This window comes from Aequorivita vitellina, from assembly GCF_022008365.1.
GTDB classification, from domain to species: domain Bacteria; phylum Bacteroidota; class Bacteroidia; order Flavobacteriales; family Flavobacteriaceae; genus Aequorivita; species Aequorivita vitellina.
Genome location: NZ_JAIRBA010000020.1, coordinates 39,839 through 56,170 on the forward strand (window position 1 = coordinate 39,839; position 16,332 = coordinate 56,170).

The 16,332-nt window shown below is 38.3% G+C and carries 18 protein-coding genes; 15 read left to right on the top strand and 3 right to left on the bottom strand.

The window, feature by feature from the left end; all coding sequences use genetic code 11:
* Positions 1 to 91: 91 nt before the first annotated feature.
* From K8089_RS10675 to K8089_RS10720, 10 genes are all read left to right on the top strand, one after another.
* Positions 92 to 832: an electron transfer flavoprotein subunit beta/FixA family protein gene (locus tag K8089_RS10675; RefSeq protein ID WP_237603275.1), complete on the top strand. Its 741-nt coding sequence runs from the start codon at positions 92 to 94 to the stop codon at positions 830 to 832.
* Between the two features lie 89 nt (positions 833 to 921).
* Positions 922 to 1,890, top strand: coding sequence for an electron transfer flavoprotein subunit alpha/FixB family protein (locus tag K8089_RS10680; protein ID WP_237603276.1), 969 nt, complete (start codon positions 922 to 924; stop codon positions 1,888 to 1,890).
* Between the two features lie 154 nt (positions 1,891 to 2,044).
* Positions 2,045 to 2,668, top strand: coding sequence for a bifunctional nuclease family protein (locus tag K8089_RS10685; RefSeq protein ID WP_237603277.1), 624 nt, complete (start codon positions 2,045 to 2,047; stop codon positions 2,666 to 2,668).
* Positions 2,669 to 2,735: 67 nt separating this feature from the next.
* The gene (locus K8089_RS10690) at positions 2,736 to 4,445 is read left to right on the top strand and encodes a NupC/NupG family nucleoside CNT transporter (protein WP_237603307.1); all 1,710 of its coding nucleotides are present in this window, start codon (positions 2,736 to 2,738) and stop codon (positions 4,443 to 4,445) included.
* Between the two features lie 158 nt (positions 4,446 to 4,603).
* Positions 4,604 to 5,428, top strand: a complete 825-nt coding sequence (locus K8089_RS10695) for a thymidylate synthase (RefSeq protein ID WP_237603278.1) — start codon at positions 4,604 to 4,606, stop codon at positions 5,426 to 5,428.
* Between the two features lie 25 nt (positions 5,429 to 5,453).
* Positions 5,454 to 5,888 carry an energy transducer TonB gene (locus tag K8089_RS10700; protein WP_237603279.1) on the top strand — a complete coding sequence of 145 codons (435 nt, stop codon included), beginning with the start codon at positions 5,454 to 5,456 and terminating at the stop codon, positions 5,886 to 5,888.
* Position 5,889: 1 nt separating this feature from the next.
* Complete coding sequence (locus K8089_RS10705) at positions 5,890 to 6,399, top strand: energy transducer TonB (protein ID WP_237603280.1); 510 nt, start codon at positions 5,890 to 5,892, stop codon at positions 6,397 to 6,399.
* 102 nt (positions 6,400 to 6,501) lie between these two features.
* Positions 6,502 to 7,686, top strand: a complete 1,185-nt coding sequence (egtB, locus tag K8089_RS10710) for an ergothioneine biosynthesis protein EgtB (protein ID WP_237603281.1) — start codon at positions 6,502 to 6,504, stop codon at positions 7,684 to 7,686.
* Positions 7,687 to 7,702: 16 nt separating this feature from the next.
* Positions 7,703 to 8,674, top strand: a complete 972-nt coding sequence (locus tag K8089_RS10715) for an L-histidine N(alpha)-methyltransferase (protein ID WP_237603282.1) — start codon at positions 7,703 to 7,705, stop codon at positions 8,672 to 8,674.
* Between the two features lie 35 nt (positions 8,675 to 8,709).
* Positions 8,710 to 8,991, top strand: coding sequence for a DUF427 domain-containing protein (locus K8089_RS10720; RefSeq protein WP_237603283.1), 282 nt, complete (start codon positions 8,710 to 8,712; stop codon positions 8,989 to 8,991).
* On the opposite strand, the gene K8089_RS10725 is transcribed toward K8089_RS10720, so the two are convergent.
* Entirely contained in the window at positions 8,992 to 10,068 is a 1,077-nt protein-coding gene (locus K8089_RS10725; RefSeq protein WP_237603284.1) for an aminotransferase class V-fold PLP-dependent enzyme, read from the bottom strand.
* Positions 10,069 to 10,156: 88 nt separating this feature from the next.
* Here K8089_RS10725 and K8089_RS10730 point away from each other — a divergent pair, with 88 nt between their 5' ends.
* The 5 genes from K8089_RS10730 to fabD all read left to right on the top strand — a co-directional run bounded on the left by K8089_RS10730 (position 10,157) and on the right by fabD (position 14,090).
* On the top strand, positions 10,157 to 10,594 hold the full coding sequence (locus K8089_RS10730; RefSeq protein WP_237603285.1) for a 2TM domain-containing protein: 438 nt from the start codon (positions 10,157 to 10,159) through the stop codon (positions 10,592 to 10,594).
* A complete protein-coding gene (locus K8089_RS10735) occupies positions 10,591 to 11,085 on the top strand; it encodes a dihydrofolate reductase (RefSeq protein ID WP_237603286.1) in 495 nt (164 codons plus the stop codon). Before K8089_RS10730 ends, K8089_RS10735 begins: the two co-directional genes overlap by 4 nt.
* 49 nt (positions 11,086 to 11,134) lie before the next feature.
* Positions 11,135 to 11,980, top strand: a complete 846-nt coding sequence (locus tag K8089_RS10740) for a fructosamine kinase family protein (protein WP_237603287.1) — start codon at positions 11,135 to 11,137, stop codon at positions 11,978 to 11,980.
* Positions 11,981 to 12,053: 73 nt separating this feature from the next.
* Complete coding sequence (locus K8089_RS10745) at positions 12,054 to 13,190, top strand: DinB family protein (protein WP_237603288.1); 1,137 nt, start codon at positions 12,054 to 12,056, stop codon at positions 13,188 to 13,190.
* Between the two features lie 18 nt (positions 13,191 to 13,208).
* Positions 13,209 to 14,090: an ACP S-malonyltransferase gene (gene fabD, locus K8089_RS10750; RefSeq protein ID WP_237603289.1), complete on the top strand. Its 882-nt coding sequence runs from the start codon at positions 13,209 to 13,211 to the stop codon at positions 14,088 to 14,090.
* 84 nt (positions 14,091 to 14,174) lie between these two features.
* Here fabD and K8089_RS10755 read toward each other — a convergent pair whose 3' ends face one another.
* Positions 14,175 to 14,747 (bottom strand): hypothetical protein, encoded by a 573-nt coding sequence (locus K8089_RS10755; protein ID WP_237603290.1) that lies wholly within the window; start codon positions 14,745 to 14,747, stop codon positions 14,175 to 14,177.
* Between the two features lie 243 nt (positions 14,748 to 14,990).
* Positions 14,991 to 16,325: a D-serine ammonia-lyase gene (locus tag K8089_RS10760; RefSeq protein WP_237603291.1), complete on the bottom strand. Its 1,335-nt coding sequence runs from the start codon at positions 16,323 to 16,325 to the stop codon at positions 14,991 to 14,993.
* Between the last annotated feature and the right edge of the window lie 7 nt (positions 16,326 to 16,332).

Genomic DNA, 16,332 nt, shown 5'->3' on the forward strand with positions numbered 1-16,332 from the left:
AAAGATGAAATGTCCCATAATTATTCAATAATTTCTGTGAAGATGTAGTTTGGGACATTACATCTTCCTATCTATCAAATATTATTTAAAGATGAAAATATTAGTCTGTATAAGTCACGTACCGGACACAACTTCAAAAATTAACTTTACTGAAGGCGATACAAAATTTGACACCAACGGAGTGCAATTTGTAATCAACCCGAATGATGAATTTGGCCTTACCCGCGCTATGTGGTTTAAAGAAAAACAAGGTGCAACGGTGCACGTAATAAACGTTGGCGGCCCTGAAACAGAACCAACCTTACGCAAAGCTTTAGCTATTGGCGCTGATGAAGCAATCCGAATAAACACCCCAGCAACCGATGGTTTTTCAGTTGCAAAACAACTTGCAAATATTGCAAAAGAAGGCGGTTATAATTTAATAATTGGCGGCAGGGAGTCTATCGATTACAACGGTGGAATGGTGCCCGGAATGCTTGCAAAACTTATTGGTGCAAATTTCGTAAACACCTGCATCGGTCTTGAAGTAGAAGGCGACAATGCAACGGCAATTCGCGAAATAGATGGCGGAAAAGAAACTTTAAAAACTTCACTCCCGTTGGTAATTGGCTGTCAAAAAGGTCTGGTGGAAGAAAGCGATCTCCGCATTCCAAATATGCGTGGCATTATGCAAGCCCGCACAAAACCGCTCAATGTAAAAGAAGCTATTGATGCAAATTCCGAAACAAACACCGTTAGTTTTGAAAAACCAGCTCCAAAAGGCCCTGTAAAATTAGTAGACAGTGTTGACGAATTGGTTAACCTTTTGCACAACGAAGCAAAAGTTATTTAAAACGCTTTTTTCTCCTTTTTGAAAATGCGCCGCGGCGGAAGAAGGAGCCACAAAGCAAAAGATATTTAAGAATATAAAAATAGAAAGACATGTCAGTTTTAGTATATACAGAATCAGAAGAGGGAAAATTTAAAAAAATTGCCCTCGAAGCGGTTGCATATGCAAAGGGAATTGCAGACCAACTAGATACACAGGTTACAGCAGTTTGCATCAATGCTACCGACACTTCCGAATTGGGAAAATACGGAGCTTCAAAAGTTTTGAAGATTACCAACGATAAATTAAGCAAATTTAATGGCGAAGCCTATGCAGATGCTATCGGTCAAGCTGCAAAAAACGAAGACGCAAAAGTTATTGTGTTAACATCAAGTGCAAACAGCAAATTTTTAGCACCCACTTTGGCCGTAAACCTCGAGGCTGGCTTTGTGCCAAACGTAGTAGCATTGCCAGAAAGCACTTCACCTTTTAAAGTAAAACACAGCGTTTTTACAAATAAAGCATTTGCAACCACCGAATTTAAAACCGATATAAAGATAATTGGTTTAGGAAAAAACTCATACGGACTTAAAGAAAACGAAACTTCAGCTTCTACGGAAGACTTTTCGCCAAATCTTGACGCACACGACTTTGATATGGAAATTGTTTCGGTAGACAAAGCAACCGATACCGTTACAATCGCCGATGCCGAAATAGTTGTTTCTGCAGGACGTGGAATGAAAGGCCCCGAAAATTGGGGAATGATTGAAGACCTTGCCGAAACTTTGGGAGCAGCTACAGCTTGTTCAAAACCCGTTAGCGATATGGGCTGGAGACCACATAGCGAACACGTAGGGCAAACAGGAAAACCTGTTGCTTCAAATCTGTATATTGCCATTGGTATTTCTGGTGCTATACAGCATTTGGCAGGTATCAATGCTTCAAAAGTTAAAGTGGTTATCAACAACGACCCCGAAGCACCATTTTTTAAGGCTGCAGACTACGGCATTGTTGGCGATGCCTTCGAAATTGTGCCACAGCTCACAGAAAAATTAAAGGAATTTAAGGCGCAAAACGCATAATTTTTTATTAATTTGTGCCTCGATAAAAGGCTGTTTAGATAAGGAAGCATCCAAATTTAAACAGCCTTTTTTATTGATTTATTATTCGTTACTTTTATAGTCAATTGTTTAACTGAACAACGCGTAATTAATATTTATCACTGATTTTTGAAGAATGAGTTTAGTAAAACTTACAATCAAAGGAATATCGTACAGCCAAACACAAAATGGTGCATACGCCCTTATTTTAAACGAAGTTGACGGCGAACGAAAACTTCCTATAGTTATTGGAGCTTTTGAAGCACAATCAATCGCAATCGCCCTCGAAAAAGATATTACGCCTCCGCGCCCCCTTACCCACGACCTTTTTAAAAACTTCGCAGACCGATTTGATATTGTTATAAAACAAGTAATAATCCACAAATTGGTGGACGGTGTGTTTTATTCGAGCATTATTTGCGAACGCGATAAAATTGAAGAAATAATAGACGCCCGTACCAGCGATGCCATTGCTCTGGCACTTCGGTTTAAAGCACCCATTTTTACCTATAAAAACATTTTAGATAAGGCTGGAATTCACTTAAAAACCAGTACTTCAAAAAAAACATTATCAAAAAAAGAAGAAGCGGTTATAGAAAATTTAATCCTTGGCGAGGATAAAGAATCTATTAAACCTTCAGGCGAAAATTACACTAAATACAGCCTTAGCGATTTAAACAAAATGCTAGAAGAGGCGGTTAAAAACGAAAACTACGAAAAGGCTGCAAGCATTCGTGATGAAATTTCAAAAAGAGAGTAATTTCAGAAAATAATTTATGAAAACACTTTTTGAAAATTGTAATGCCATACCTGGAATTTATAAGAATATGCAGAAATTTATACTTCTAGCCATTGCGCTTTTTTTCTTCGGAAATACCTTTGCTCAAAGCATTGAAAAAACTTGGAAGTTTTCAGAAATTAAAGATGAAAATGGCCTCGCAATTGTCAATATTAATTCCAATTCAGACTTTCTAAAATTAGAAAACGGAACTTTTGAATATCAATTTGCCAATGATAGTTTATTGGCCAAAGGCGATTATTTATTTCAGAATAATCTTTTGGTCCTTTTTTTTAACAATCCGCCCGATAGCATTAGACGTTTTCGCGTTGAACAACTAACCGATAGTACCCTTTCACTCTCCGAAAGAAACTTTAAATACCAACTTAAAACTCCAAGCACCAAAAGTGTTTCAGCACTTGCTACAGTTGCCAACACATCCGAAATTATCCCAAGTCAGGGTTTTTCCATGCAGAGTTTATGGCGCGGGGTTTTAGGAATGATTTCACTTTTAATCATTGCCGTTATTTTCAGCTCTAATAGAAAAGCTATAAATTGGAAAACCGTAGGTATAGGTCTCGCCTTTCAATTGTTAATTGCTATTGGCGTTTTAAAAGTAGCATTTATTAAAAGCATCTTTGAAGGCGTGGGTCAATTATTTGTTAACGTGTTAAATTACACAAAAGCCGGTAGCGAATTTCTACTCGGTGGGATGCTCGATATAAATTCATACGGATTTATATTTGCCTTTCAAGTGCTACCAACAATTATCTTTTTCTCCGCACTTACTTCCGTTCTTTTTTACCTCGGAATAATTCAAATAATAGTAAAAGCAATGGGCTGGTTGCTCACCAAGCTTTTAAATATTTCGGGTGCCGAAAGTTTGAGCGTAGCAGGGAATATCTTTTTAGGTCAAACTGAAGCTCCATTGCTCATTAAAGCCTATTTAGAAAAAATGAACAAGTCTGAAATGCTACTTGTAATGATTGGCGGAATGGCCACAGTAGCCGGCGCCGTTCTGGCAGCATATATTGGCTTTTTGGGTGGTGACGACCCCGCATTACGATTAACATTTGCAAAACATTTATTGGCAGCTTCGGTAATGGCAGCACCCGGCGCAATTGTAATTTCAAAAATATTATACCCACAAACGGAACCTATTAATACAAACGTAAAAGTTTCTTCAGAAAAAATAGGGTCCAACTTTTTAGATGCAATTGCCAATGGAACCACCGAAGGTTTAAAATTAGCCGTAAACGTAGGAGCCATGCTGTTGGTATTTGTGGCATTTATAGCAATGCTCAACGGCATACTTGGATATATAGGTGAGGTTACCTCAATAAACGAATGGGTAGCTTCAAAATCAGACTACAACAGTCTTTCTTTAGAAGCAATTTTAGGAACTGTTTTTGCTCCACTAATGTGGCTAATTGGCGTCGCAAAAGAAGATATGCTAATGATGGGGCAATTGCTGGGAATTAAACTCGCCGCGAGCGAATTTGTAGGTTACATACAGCTGGCCGAACTAAAAAACATATCGAATACACTTCATCTTAATTATGAAAAAAGCATTATTATGGCCACCTATATGCTTTGCGGTTTTGCAAATTTTGCTTCCATCGGAATTCAAATTGGCGGTATTGGATCCTTAGCGCCTGGCCAACGTAAAACACTTTCAAAATTTGGGATGAAAGCACTGTTAGGCGGAACGATTGCTTCCCTTATTTCGGCAACTATTGCCGGAATGATAATTGGATAACAAATAATAGCTTTCGCAGCACCACAAGCTGGCTCTTGTTAGTAACTTTTAATATCCAACAAATGGTTCGCTAACAAAATACCGCTTTATTTTTTATTTTCGTTTTCTAAAGAAATGTTCCACACACAAAAATTTTCCCGCCTGCGCAGGATTATATTATGAAACAATATCACGACCTTTTAAAGCACGTAATGGAAACCGGCTCTGTTAAGCAAGACCGTACTGGTACTGGCACCAAAAGCGTTTTTGGCTACCAAATGCGTTTTAACCTCAACGAAGGTTTCCCGATGATTACTACAAAAAAACTTCATTTAAAGTCTATAATCTATGAACTTTTGTGGTTTTTAAACGGCGATACAAATATTAAATATCTTCAAGAAAACGGCGTGCGTATTTGGAACGAATGGGCAGATGAAAATGGCGACCTCGGTCCCGTTTACGGTCACCAATGGCGCAACTGGAATAGCGAGGAAATTGATCAAATTTCCGATATTATAAAAACCCTTAAAACTAATCCAGACAGCAGACGAATGCTTGTGAGCGCATGGAATCCAAGTGTGTTGCCAGATACTTCAAAACCATTTTCCGAAAATGTTGCCAATGGCAAAGCCGCACTTCCGCCCTGCCACGCTTTTTTTCAGTTTTATGTTGCCGATGGTAAATTATCCTGCCAATTATACCAACGAAGTGCCGATATTTTTCTCGGCGTACCCTTCAATATTGCATCGTATGCACTACTAACTATGATGATGGCACAGGTTTGCGGATACGAGGCTGGCGATTTTGTGCACACCTTTGGCGATGCCCATATTTACAGCAACCACTTTGAACAGGTTGAACTTCAATTGTCTCGCGATTTGAGACCGCTACCAAAAATGTTGCTCAATCCAAATGTAAAAGATATATTTGGCTTCACTTTTGATGACTTTACACTTGTAGACTACAACCCACACCCACATATTAAAGGTGTAGTTGCTATTTAATTAATAATTTAAAATCCCTTTCTTTATGAAAAACCTACTAATTGCAATGTGCATTTTATTTTCCACAACCATTTTTGCCCAACAGGAATGGGGGAATGTAAGTAAAAACAATATTACTCTAAAAGAATTAAGCCCCGTATGGCCCGGTTGCGAAAATGGCTCTGCTACCCAACGCGACGACTGTTTTAACACCAAGTTGTACGCCCACATTGCAAAAAACTTTAAATATCCACCGGCTGCTTACAAAAAGAACGAAGAAGGACGCGTTATTGTTGACTTTGTTATAAATGAAAAAGGACTTGTAGAAGTTAAAAATGTTTCTGGAGGTTCTAAAGAATTACAGGAAGAAGCCAAACGCAATATTTTGGCAATTCCCAAAATGGCAAAACCGGGAATGATGGGCGGCAAACCGCGTGCAATTAAATTTACGGTGCCGTTTACATTTAAAACTGGAAAATAAGATGCTTAAAAAATTATTGTTTTTTGCAATTTTCGCCACTTCTACGCTCTCTTTCGCGCAAAGCGAAACCGTAACAGAAGTATCAGATTCTGAAATGACCGATGCCGATGTGCCCTTTGCAGTTATTGAAAAAGTTCCTATCTATCCCGATTGCGAAGACAACACAAACGTGGAATTGAAGAAATGCATGTCCACCAAAATTTCTGAATTTGTCGGCGCACATTTCAATATGAAAAAAATAGAGGCGCTAGATCTTCCGCCCAACGTTTACAGAGTTTCAGTTCAGTTTAAAATTGACAAAGAAGGAAAAGTAGTCAATGTACGCGCCCGTGCACTAAATCCCGAAATTGAAAACGAAGCCGTTCGCGTGGTGAGCAGTCTACCGCAAATGATTCCCGGAAAACAAAAAGGAGAACCTGTTGGCGTATTGTATTCGCTACCAATTATGTTTAAAATTGAAGCGCCTACAAAAGCCGAAAAAAGGAAAAGAAAGCGAAAGAGAAGAAACTGAGAAACCTAGTTTAACAACTGTTTAACGCGAATGAAATAGTGCTAAACAATTATAATATTTATATTTAAAGTGTCGTCAAAAAAAATTGCGACACTTTTTTTTATGATTGCAACCCACACATTGGTTTCGTTCTTTCTCGAAACCCGCCAGCACACCGAAAATATTTGCAAACCGCTCGAAATTGAAGACTATGTGGTACAGCCAATAGTTGACGTTTCTCCTCCAAAATGGCACTTAGGCCACACCACTTGGTTTTTTGAAGAATTCATTTTAAAGCCGCACAAACCCAACTACCAACTCTTTCACGAAGACTTCGCATTTGTTTTTAATAGTTATTATGAAAATGTAGGAAAACGCGTTGTTCGCAATGATCGCGGAAACCTCTCAAGACCCGGCGTCGCAAAAGTGTACGACTACCGACAATACGTTACCAACGAAATGCGAGATTTTCTTTTAAACCTTTCCGCCAATTCGGAAGAGGATATTTCACCAGAAATAAAAGAAGTTCTTTTAATAGGAATCCATCACGAAAAACAACACCAAGAATTACTCACAACCGATATAAAATACATTTTAGGAAACAATCCGTTGTTGCCAAAATACGACGATTCTTTCAATGAAAATCCGCTTCAAAATGCTCAACAAAAATGGATTGAAATAAAGGAAGGCATTTATGAAATAGGTCACAAAAATTTAGAAGAATTCTGTTACGACAATGAATTGGGCCGTCACAAAGTTTACCTTCAAGATTATAAAATTTCAAACAAGCTTGTCACCAATGCCAAATATCTCGAATTTATAAATGCAAACGGCTACAAAGATTTTAACCTATGGCACGCCGAAGGATTAGATTGGGTAAAGCAAAACAATATTTCGGCGCCTATGTACTGGCACAATATTGAAGGTGAATGGCACCAATACACATTAAAAGGACTTCAAAAACTAAACTTGGAAGCTCCGGTTTCGCATATATCATATTATGAAGCTTTCGCCTTTACACAGTGGAAAGAATGTCGCTTACCCACCGAATTTGAATGGGAAGTCGCGCAACAAAACTTTGAGTGGGGAAGCCGCTGGGAGTGGACAGAAAGCGCATATTTACCCTATCCGGGTTACACAAAAGCACCCGGTGCTATTGGCGAGTACAACGGTAAATTTATGGTAAACCAAAAAGTACTTCGCGGTGGCTCGGTAGCTACTTCACCAAAACACACACGTGCTACCTATCGCAATTTTTTTCAAACTAACTTACGTTGGCAATTTACCGGTATAAGGTTAGCTAAATAATTACGACAAAAACTTTATGGATAAAAACACGCAACCGCAACAAAACCTAACTTTTCAAAAAGAAGTTACTCAAGGACTTTCCGATTTTCCGAAACATCTTTCTTCCAAATATTTTTACGACCAAAAAGGCGATAAGCTTTTTCAGGAAATTATGGCTATGCCAACGTACTATTTAACGGGTTGCGAATTTGAGATTCTTTCCTCCCACACCAAAACTATTGGCGAACTTTTCCGCGACCGTGAAAATGGTTTAGATTTAATTGAACTGGGCGCAGGCGACGGAAAGAAAACAAAGGTTCTTCTAAAATATATGACCGAAAACAACTTCAATTTTGTTTATAAACCCATTGATATAAGCGAAAATGCAGTTGAATTACTCACTAATAATCTCGCCACAGAAATGCCTACACTATCTGTAGATGCCGAAGTGGGCGAGTATTTTGAGGTTTTGGAACGATTAAAAGGTTTTAATAAACGCAAAAAAGTAATTATGGTTTTGGGAAGTAATATCGGCAACCTAAAACACCCAAAAGCAATCGAATTCCTTACAAAACTGAAAGATGCCATGCTCCCCGACGATTTGCTGTTTATGGGTTTCGATCAGAAAAAAGAACCACAAACCATTTTAAACGCTTACAATGATGCCGAAGGAATAACCGCAGCCTTCAACAAAAATATCCTTACCAGAATTAACCGCGAGCTCGGTGGTAATTTTAACTTAGATAAATTTAAACATTGGGAAGTTTACGACCCCGAAACCGGTACCGCTAAAAGCTTTTTAGTAGCTACTGAACCAATGGAAATAACAATAGAAAAACTGAAACTAACCGTGCAATTTGACCAGTGGGAAACAATACACACCGAAATTTCGCAAAAATACGACGATAAAATAGTACAATGGCTCGCTGCGGAATCTGGATTAGAAATTGACTCTTCTTATACAGATGAACAAGAATTTTATAAAAATTATGTCTTTAGAAAAGCTTAAAACCTCAAAATAAAAACCTTTAAAAAGTAAATTAAATGAAAGCTATTTGGAACAACAAAACAGTTGCAGAATCCAATGAAACTATTGTAATTGAAAACAATCACTATTTCCCGGAAACCGCTATAAAACCAGAATATTTCAAAAAAAGTGATACCCAAACACATTGCCCGTGGAAAGGCGACGCTTCCTACTACACCCTCGAAGTTGACGGCGCAGTAAATAAAGATGCCGCCTGGTACTATTCAGAGCCCAAACACGCTGCCAAAGCTATAAAAAACCATGTTGCATTTTGGAAAGGCGTAAAAGTAGTGGAGTAACTATTTTAAAAAATACAGCAATTTGTCTAAATCTGCTTCCGTGTTGTAATAATGAAAACTCACTCGAATTCCCCCGCCTCGAAGTGAGCAGATAATATTGTTTTCCATCAGTTTTTTATATTGCGATTTATCGCCTTTCAAATTGTAAATTGAAGCGTGCTTTTCGCGAAGCAATGTATCATTCTTTAAAAGACCCATTGCCGCAAAACTGGCTCTTGCTTTTGTGGAAAGGGAAGCAATTTTTTTATATATATTTTCGGTTCCCAGTTTTTCCTGAAATAAAATAGCCTGCTCCAAACTTCCGTAATTTAAGGTGTCTTGATGGCCCGGTTCAAAATGCTTCATAAAAGCAGTTTCTGCAGGCAAACTCTCAAAACGTTCGGCAGAATTAAAGCCAATTGTCTTCGGAAATATTCGCTCGCGAGCAGATTCCTTCACTGTAATAAATCCGTTGCCATAACCCGCAGTTAGCCATTTATAAGCACTCGCACCCAAAACATCGATGGCGTTGTCTGCAAAACTAAATTTTTCTGCGCCCATATATTGCGTGCCATCGGCTATGAGAAGCAAATTGGGATGATAGCTTTTTAGCTGCTTTAAAAATTCAAAATCAATTTTAATTCCGTTTAGCCATTGCACCACGCTAAACATAAAAACATCTGGCTTGTGCTTTGCAATTGCAGCTTCAATATTCTGCTCCAAATTTTCATCAATTTCTGCATAGCAAACTTCAAAATCTCTTGTTTCCACAGGCCAATTTACAGACGGGTAATCATTTTTAAGAAGTAGAATTTTCTGTCCTTTCGGAAGACCTTCCAAAACGGTATTTAACGCAAATGATATGTTTGGAACTAGCGCCGTTTCCGCAGCCGAAGCATCAAAAAAGCGGGAAACGGTTTTCCTAATTTCTTCAATATGAAGTTTGTGCTTATCGCGAAAAACGCTGGCATGGTTCATTAAATCCAAGTCGTGCTGGCGGCGCCAATCTATAATAGGTTTTGGAATTACGCCGTTTGAAGCCGTGTTTAAATAAGTGCAGGATTGTAAAGCTGGAAAGTGTTTTTTTAAATCTTCCATAAGTGCGTGGCCAGAATGGCGAATTTTAGGTATTTTTACAATACTGAATGCATCAGTAAATGTTCAATCTCAACGAAAGTAACCAACTATGTTTTCAAAATCAAAAAAAACCGAAAGAATTGATGCCGAACAGCGCGAGCAGTACGAGTACGCACGCCAACGCATAAAACAGAAAAAAAACTTGATGCGCCATTTCGTGTTATTTTTGGTGGGTTCGGTCTTACTTATAATTATCAATCCCGTATTGGGATATGGAAATGAAACGCTCTTTCAAAATTGGTTTGTATGGGCCATCTTAATCTGGACTTTTATATTTCTTGTACATCTTTTCAACGTATTTGTGATGAATAAATTTATGGACAAAGAGTGGGAAGATCGTCAACTTGAAAAGCTGAAAGCACGCCAAGCAGAACGCATGGCCGAACTTCAGAAAAAAGTAGATACCGAATTGCAATTGCCCACCACGCCACAGGATACTTCAAAAAAAAACGCGCTCAACAACCCTTTACCGCCAGACGTAGAATGATAACAATGATAGCAGCCGCTGGCGAGAAAAACGAACTGGGAAAAGACAACGGTTTGCTTTGGCATCTCCCCGATGATTTTAAGCGCTTTAAAGAAATGACGACCTCGCACTATATTATTATGGGTCGCAAAACTTTTGAATCGTTTCCAAAACCGCTTCCCAATAGAACGCACCTCGTAATTACCCGAAATAAAACGTACGCAAAACCTGGCGCCGTTGTGGTTCACAGCATGGCGGAAGCACTTCAAATCTCCGAAAACGATTCGCAACCCTTTATAATTGGCGGTGGCGAAATTTACAAAATGGGCCTCCCAATTGCCGATAAAATTGAACTGACACGCGTTCACGGTACTTTTAACGATGCCGATACTTTTTTTCCTGAATTTTCAAAAGAAGATTGGCGACTTATTTCTGAGGTTGAACACGACAAAGACGAGAGACATAAGTTTTCATTTACTTATGAAACTTGGGTTCGCAAAGAATGGGTGTAAAATAGACCAAACTGGCCTTGTGAAAAAATAGGCTATTTACAAACCGATAATGTTTTCACTTTTACAAAAAATAGCTTCCAAGCACAACTTCCAATTAATTGAAGAAAAGCCACTTTTTGGTGGTGATATTAACCAAGTTTTTTTGTTAAAGTGCGCCGAAGGAAATTTTGTTGCAAAGATTAATAATGTTTCCAAATTTCCTGGAATGTTTGCTGCTGAAGCAAAGGGATTGTCGCTTTTAAAATCTTCAAAAAGTTTTAAAATCCCCGAAATACTTGGCATTGGAACCATAGAAAATTCTTCCTATTTATTGATGGAATACATGCCCACCGGCCAACCAAATAAAGATTTTTGGAAAGTATTTGCTGAAAATCTAGCGTCATTGCATAAAACCACAAACGACAATTTCGGGTTAGATCACGATAATTATATTGGTAGTCTTCCGCAGCAAAACGATTGGTGTAATGCTGCTTCAGAATTTTACATCACCCAAAGGTTGGAGCCACAATTTAAAATGGCTGCAGACAAAGGTTTTCACTTTAAGAAATTAGACGTGTTCTTTAAAAATATTTCCGAAGAAATCCCAAATGAACCGCCATCATTGATCCACGGCGATCTTTGGAATGGCAATTCTATAATTTCTGAAATTGGCGAAGCAGTTTTAATAGATCCCGCTGTGGCCTTCGCGCCACGCGAAATGGATATTGCCATGATGAATCTTTTCGGCGGCTTTTCAGAAGAAGTTTTTTCAAATTATAATGCCGTTTTCCCTTTAAGTAAAGGTTGGAAACAGCGCATTCCGCTTTGGCAACTTTATTATTTACTGGTTCATTTAAACCTTTTTGGTTCCGGTTATTTGCAACAAGTTCAGTCTAATATTTCAAAATATTCATAAATTGTTAAGCACTTTCTTTTAGGAATTTTTTATTCCTATTTTTACATTTCCACCAGCAATAAAAAGAAACGCTATGAATTTCTTCAAAAATATAATTGTCGTTCTCCTTCTCTTCCCCGTTTCAATTGCATTCGCTCAAGAGCAGCAGCGCGATTGGGTTCCGTTTTCACAAATTTTGGATTTGGAGGTTAAAAAAGACCTCGCTTTTGAATTAACTGCCTCGGTTAAGGTTGTGGCCAGCGAGTCTAATAGTCAAGCTGGACTTTGGGCTCGGGTTGATAATAAAAATAATGGGAAAGGTTTTTTTGACAATATGATGGACAGGCCAATTAAAGACGCCAATTGGCAAACCTATACTATAAAGGGAACGCTGGATAGAAAGGCGCGAAGGTTGGTTTTTGGCGGACTTTGCTTTGGAAATGGCAGTTTTTATTTTGACGATTTTAAACTAGCTATCGAAAATCCAAAAACCGGAAAAATGGAAGACGTGGCAATAGACAATGCTAGTTTTGAAGAACCAGTTACAAATAACGAAATCCCGAAATGGTGGATTGGCATCAGCAAAGAAGCTTTTGAAAATACGGACGGTTTTTCAATGAATAATTCGGAAGAAAGTTCGGAAGGAAACAATTCCCTTAAAATTGAAGGTAAAAATATTATTCGTATCACCCCAAATTACATAGGCCCAATTGACGGATACACTCCGCAAATTGGAACGCTAGTAACAATGTTAAACAACCTTAGCGAGCGCGTAGAATACTCCGTGAGCAATATGACACAGGCCGAATTAGATTACCAACTCGATGAAAAATCTAACTCTGTTGGCGCTTTGGTATTGCATCTTGCTGCAACCGAAATATATTACCAAGAAGCAACTTTTGGCATGAGTGATTTATCGGAAAAAGAAATGGAAGAATTAAGAATTGCTATGGAATTAGGCGATGAAGGCAGACAGCATATTAGAGGTCACGACGCCGCATATTATCTAGATATTTTTAAAAAAGCCAGAGAAAAAACCTTAGAATTGCTAAAAGAGAAAGACGATGCGTGGTTAGCTGAAATTCCCGAAGGATCATACGTAAATAACCACTTTTCTTGGTTTCACGTTATGGAGCACCAATCCAGTCATTTGGGGCAAATACTCCTGCTAAAAAAGCGAATTCCAAAAGCAAATTCACTGGAATTAAAGGACAATAAAAAAGTTGATTAAATATAGAAAAACACAAATATGAAAGCATATATATTTCCCGGACAGGGTGCCCAATTTACCGGAATGGGCAAAGATCTTTATGAAAATTCTTCAACAGCGAAAGAATTGTTTCAACAAGCCAATGAAATTTTGGGTTTCAACATTACTAAAATTATGTTTGAAGGCACCGCCGACGAATTAAAAGAAACCAAAGTTACACAGCCCGCTATTTTTCTTCATTCCACAATTTTGGCCGAAGTAATGGGCAGTAAGTTTCAGCCAGACATGGTTGCAGGACATTCTTTAGGTGAAATTTCTGCACTGGTAGCCAACAAAACACTCGCTTTTAAAGACGGATTGCAATTGGTTTACAAACGCGCACTAGCAATGCAAAAGGCCTGTGAAAAAACACCTTCAACTATGGCTGCAGTATTAGGATTGGAAGATCATTTAGTTGAAGAGATTTGTGCAAATACTACCGGAATTGTAGTTGCTGCAAATTACAACTGCCCCGGACAATTAGTAATTTCCGGAGCTATAGATGCCGTAGAAAAAGCTTGTGTAAGTCTGAAAGAAGCTGGCGCACGCAGAGCTTTGATTTTACCCGTGGGTGGCGCTTTTCACAGCCCGTTGATGGAGCCTGCTCGCGAAGAATTGGCTGCGGCAATTGAAGCCACACAGTTTGCAGCACCTGCCTGTCCAATTTATCAAAACGTTACAACTTTTGCGGTTACCAATCCTTCGGAAATAAAGGAAAACCTAATTTTTCAATTAACCTCTCCAGTTAAATGGACGCAGAGCGTTCAGAATATGATAAAGGATGGTGCCACGAAATTTATAGAAGTTGGGCCCGGAAATGTTTTACAGGGATTGGTTAAAAAAATTGATAGATCTGCCGAAACAGAAAAAGCTGAATTGTAAACCTGTAATTTATTTAGGACAATTTAATGTATAAAAAAGCCTTCGGTAGCTACCGAAGGCCTTTTTTAACCGATTTCAAATTCTTTAAAACCTATAACCAACCAATATTCCGCCTCTAAAATAACCCCCGGGAGCAGCGTCATCATCTAGAAAATACCTTCCGCCTCCTGCGCTAATTTCAAAAGTGAAACCATTGTTACTCACCCATTTTTGACCAATGGTCAAGCCAAGACCTGCATCAAACCAGCTATCTTTCGTGGTTCCTTCTATATATGAGTCTGTTTCTGGATTGTAATTATAGAAATAATTTTCATTTTCCCCACCGGCAAGTTGCATATTTCCTTCAACAAAAAGTCCACGTGCTCCATACTCCTTTTTATTTAAAAAATACTGTCTGTAATAAGGAGTAATAGCAAATTTTTCACCGTAATCCACTATGGATTCATCATCTAAGTTAACATTAATAGCAGCCCCCGCTCCCGAGTACTTGCTAATTACATATTCGTAATTTATTTCGATGGTTTTAAAAACCAAAGCTTCAAAAGCGTCTAGTCGTAATTCATGTCTGCCCTGAGGTCCAGCCTCAAAGTTTTCTGATTCCTGAGAAAAGCCTGATAGGGTGATTCCCATCAACGTTAAAAACAATATTTTTTTCATAGCGAATTTAAGTATTAGATTAACTTCTTCTTGTTGAATCTCCTTCTCCAACAATGCGGCAATATTAGCAATTTTATTACTTATATAAACTCGTGTCTGTTAAATAAATTATGCACACTTAAAAATATATTAAGTTACGAATCTCTTTATTAAATTTAATATACATCAGTCAATCAATTCATAAAAAGAAACTCCGAATAAAACGGTATCATTCGAAGCATTAAATTTTAAGAACTATTGAATCTAGTTAATTGAAACAAATTCATTTTTACCGCGTTCATAAAATTCCTTCCGCTCAAAATCTGGCACTAAATCGCCACCAGTAGCCCACACAACGTGGGTGGCATTTTCCATATTAAGGTTGTTTTTTGTGGCGTAATCTGTTGTTGCAACCGTTTGTGGGCCAATCAAACCGGCTGTAGCTGAAGGTTCCAAAAATATTTGTTCGGTGTCCATTAGTTTTACTAAAAGTGTGAAAAGACGATCATCCTCGATGGTATAAATACCGCTCACCAAATGTCCGCTTACATTTGTAGCAAAATTGGAAGGACGTCCAACGGCCAAACCATCAGCTTCGGTTATATTGTCTATCCCGATATCTTGCACGCTAATATTGCTCATTTCGCCAGTAACCAAACCCACTAAAACCGCTGGAGAATGTGTGGGTTCCACAAAAAAGCAATGCACATTATCGCCGTAGATTTGTTTCAATCCAAAGGCAGTACCGCCCGGGGAGCCGCCAACGCCACAAGGAGAATATACAAATAAGGGATTATCAGCATCAACCCGGATATTGGCTTCCTCCAATTGTTTTGCCAATCTGAGCGCGCCCACAGTGTAGCCCAAAAATAACTCGTGCGAATTTTCATCATCTACAAAATACGCCATCGGATCGGCATTTGTTTTTTGTCTTCCAGCGAGAATAGCTTCACTGAAATCGCCAGCAAACTCAATTACTTCCACTCCATTTGCACGCAATAAATCTTTCTTCCATTTTTTAGCATCTCCGGAAACATAAACCGTTACTTGAAACCCCAATTTTGCACTAATAATCCCGATGCTCAGCCCTAAGTTTCCCGTGGAGCCCACTCCAATTTTATACTTGCTAAAAAATTGTTTAAACTTATCAGTAGTAAAAGCGGCATAACTATCAGACTTTTTCAAAATACCTGCATTAAGCGCTAAATCTTCGGCATAGTGCAAAACTTCAAAAAAACCGCCGCGTGCTTTTATTGAACCGGCAATCGGTAATGCATTGTCGCACTTCAAAAAGAATCGTCCTTGAATTTTAGCGCTTTCTTGATTTAAAAGCGCCTTCATATTTTCGAGTTCTTTTAATGGTGATTCGAGAATACCGTTGGTTTTAGCAGTTTGAGGAAAGGCATTTACAAAAAATGGCGCAAACCGTTCCCATAATTCCGCTGCTGCATCCATGTCCTTCTTTTTAATAGGAAAAGCGGGCATTTCAGATTTTATTTTCCTATTTGGGTTGAGCCATATAACAGGACTTAAATCTATAATTTCCTTTAAAATTGGCGATTCTTTTATAAATGAATCTATTTTATTTTTTGAATACATTTCCTCT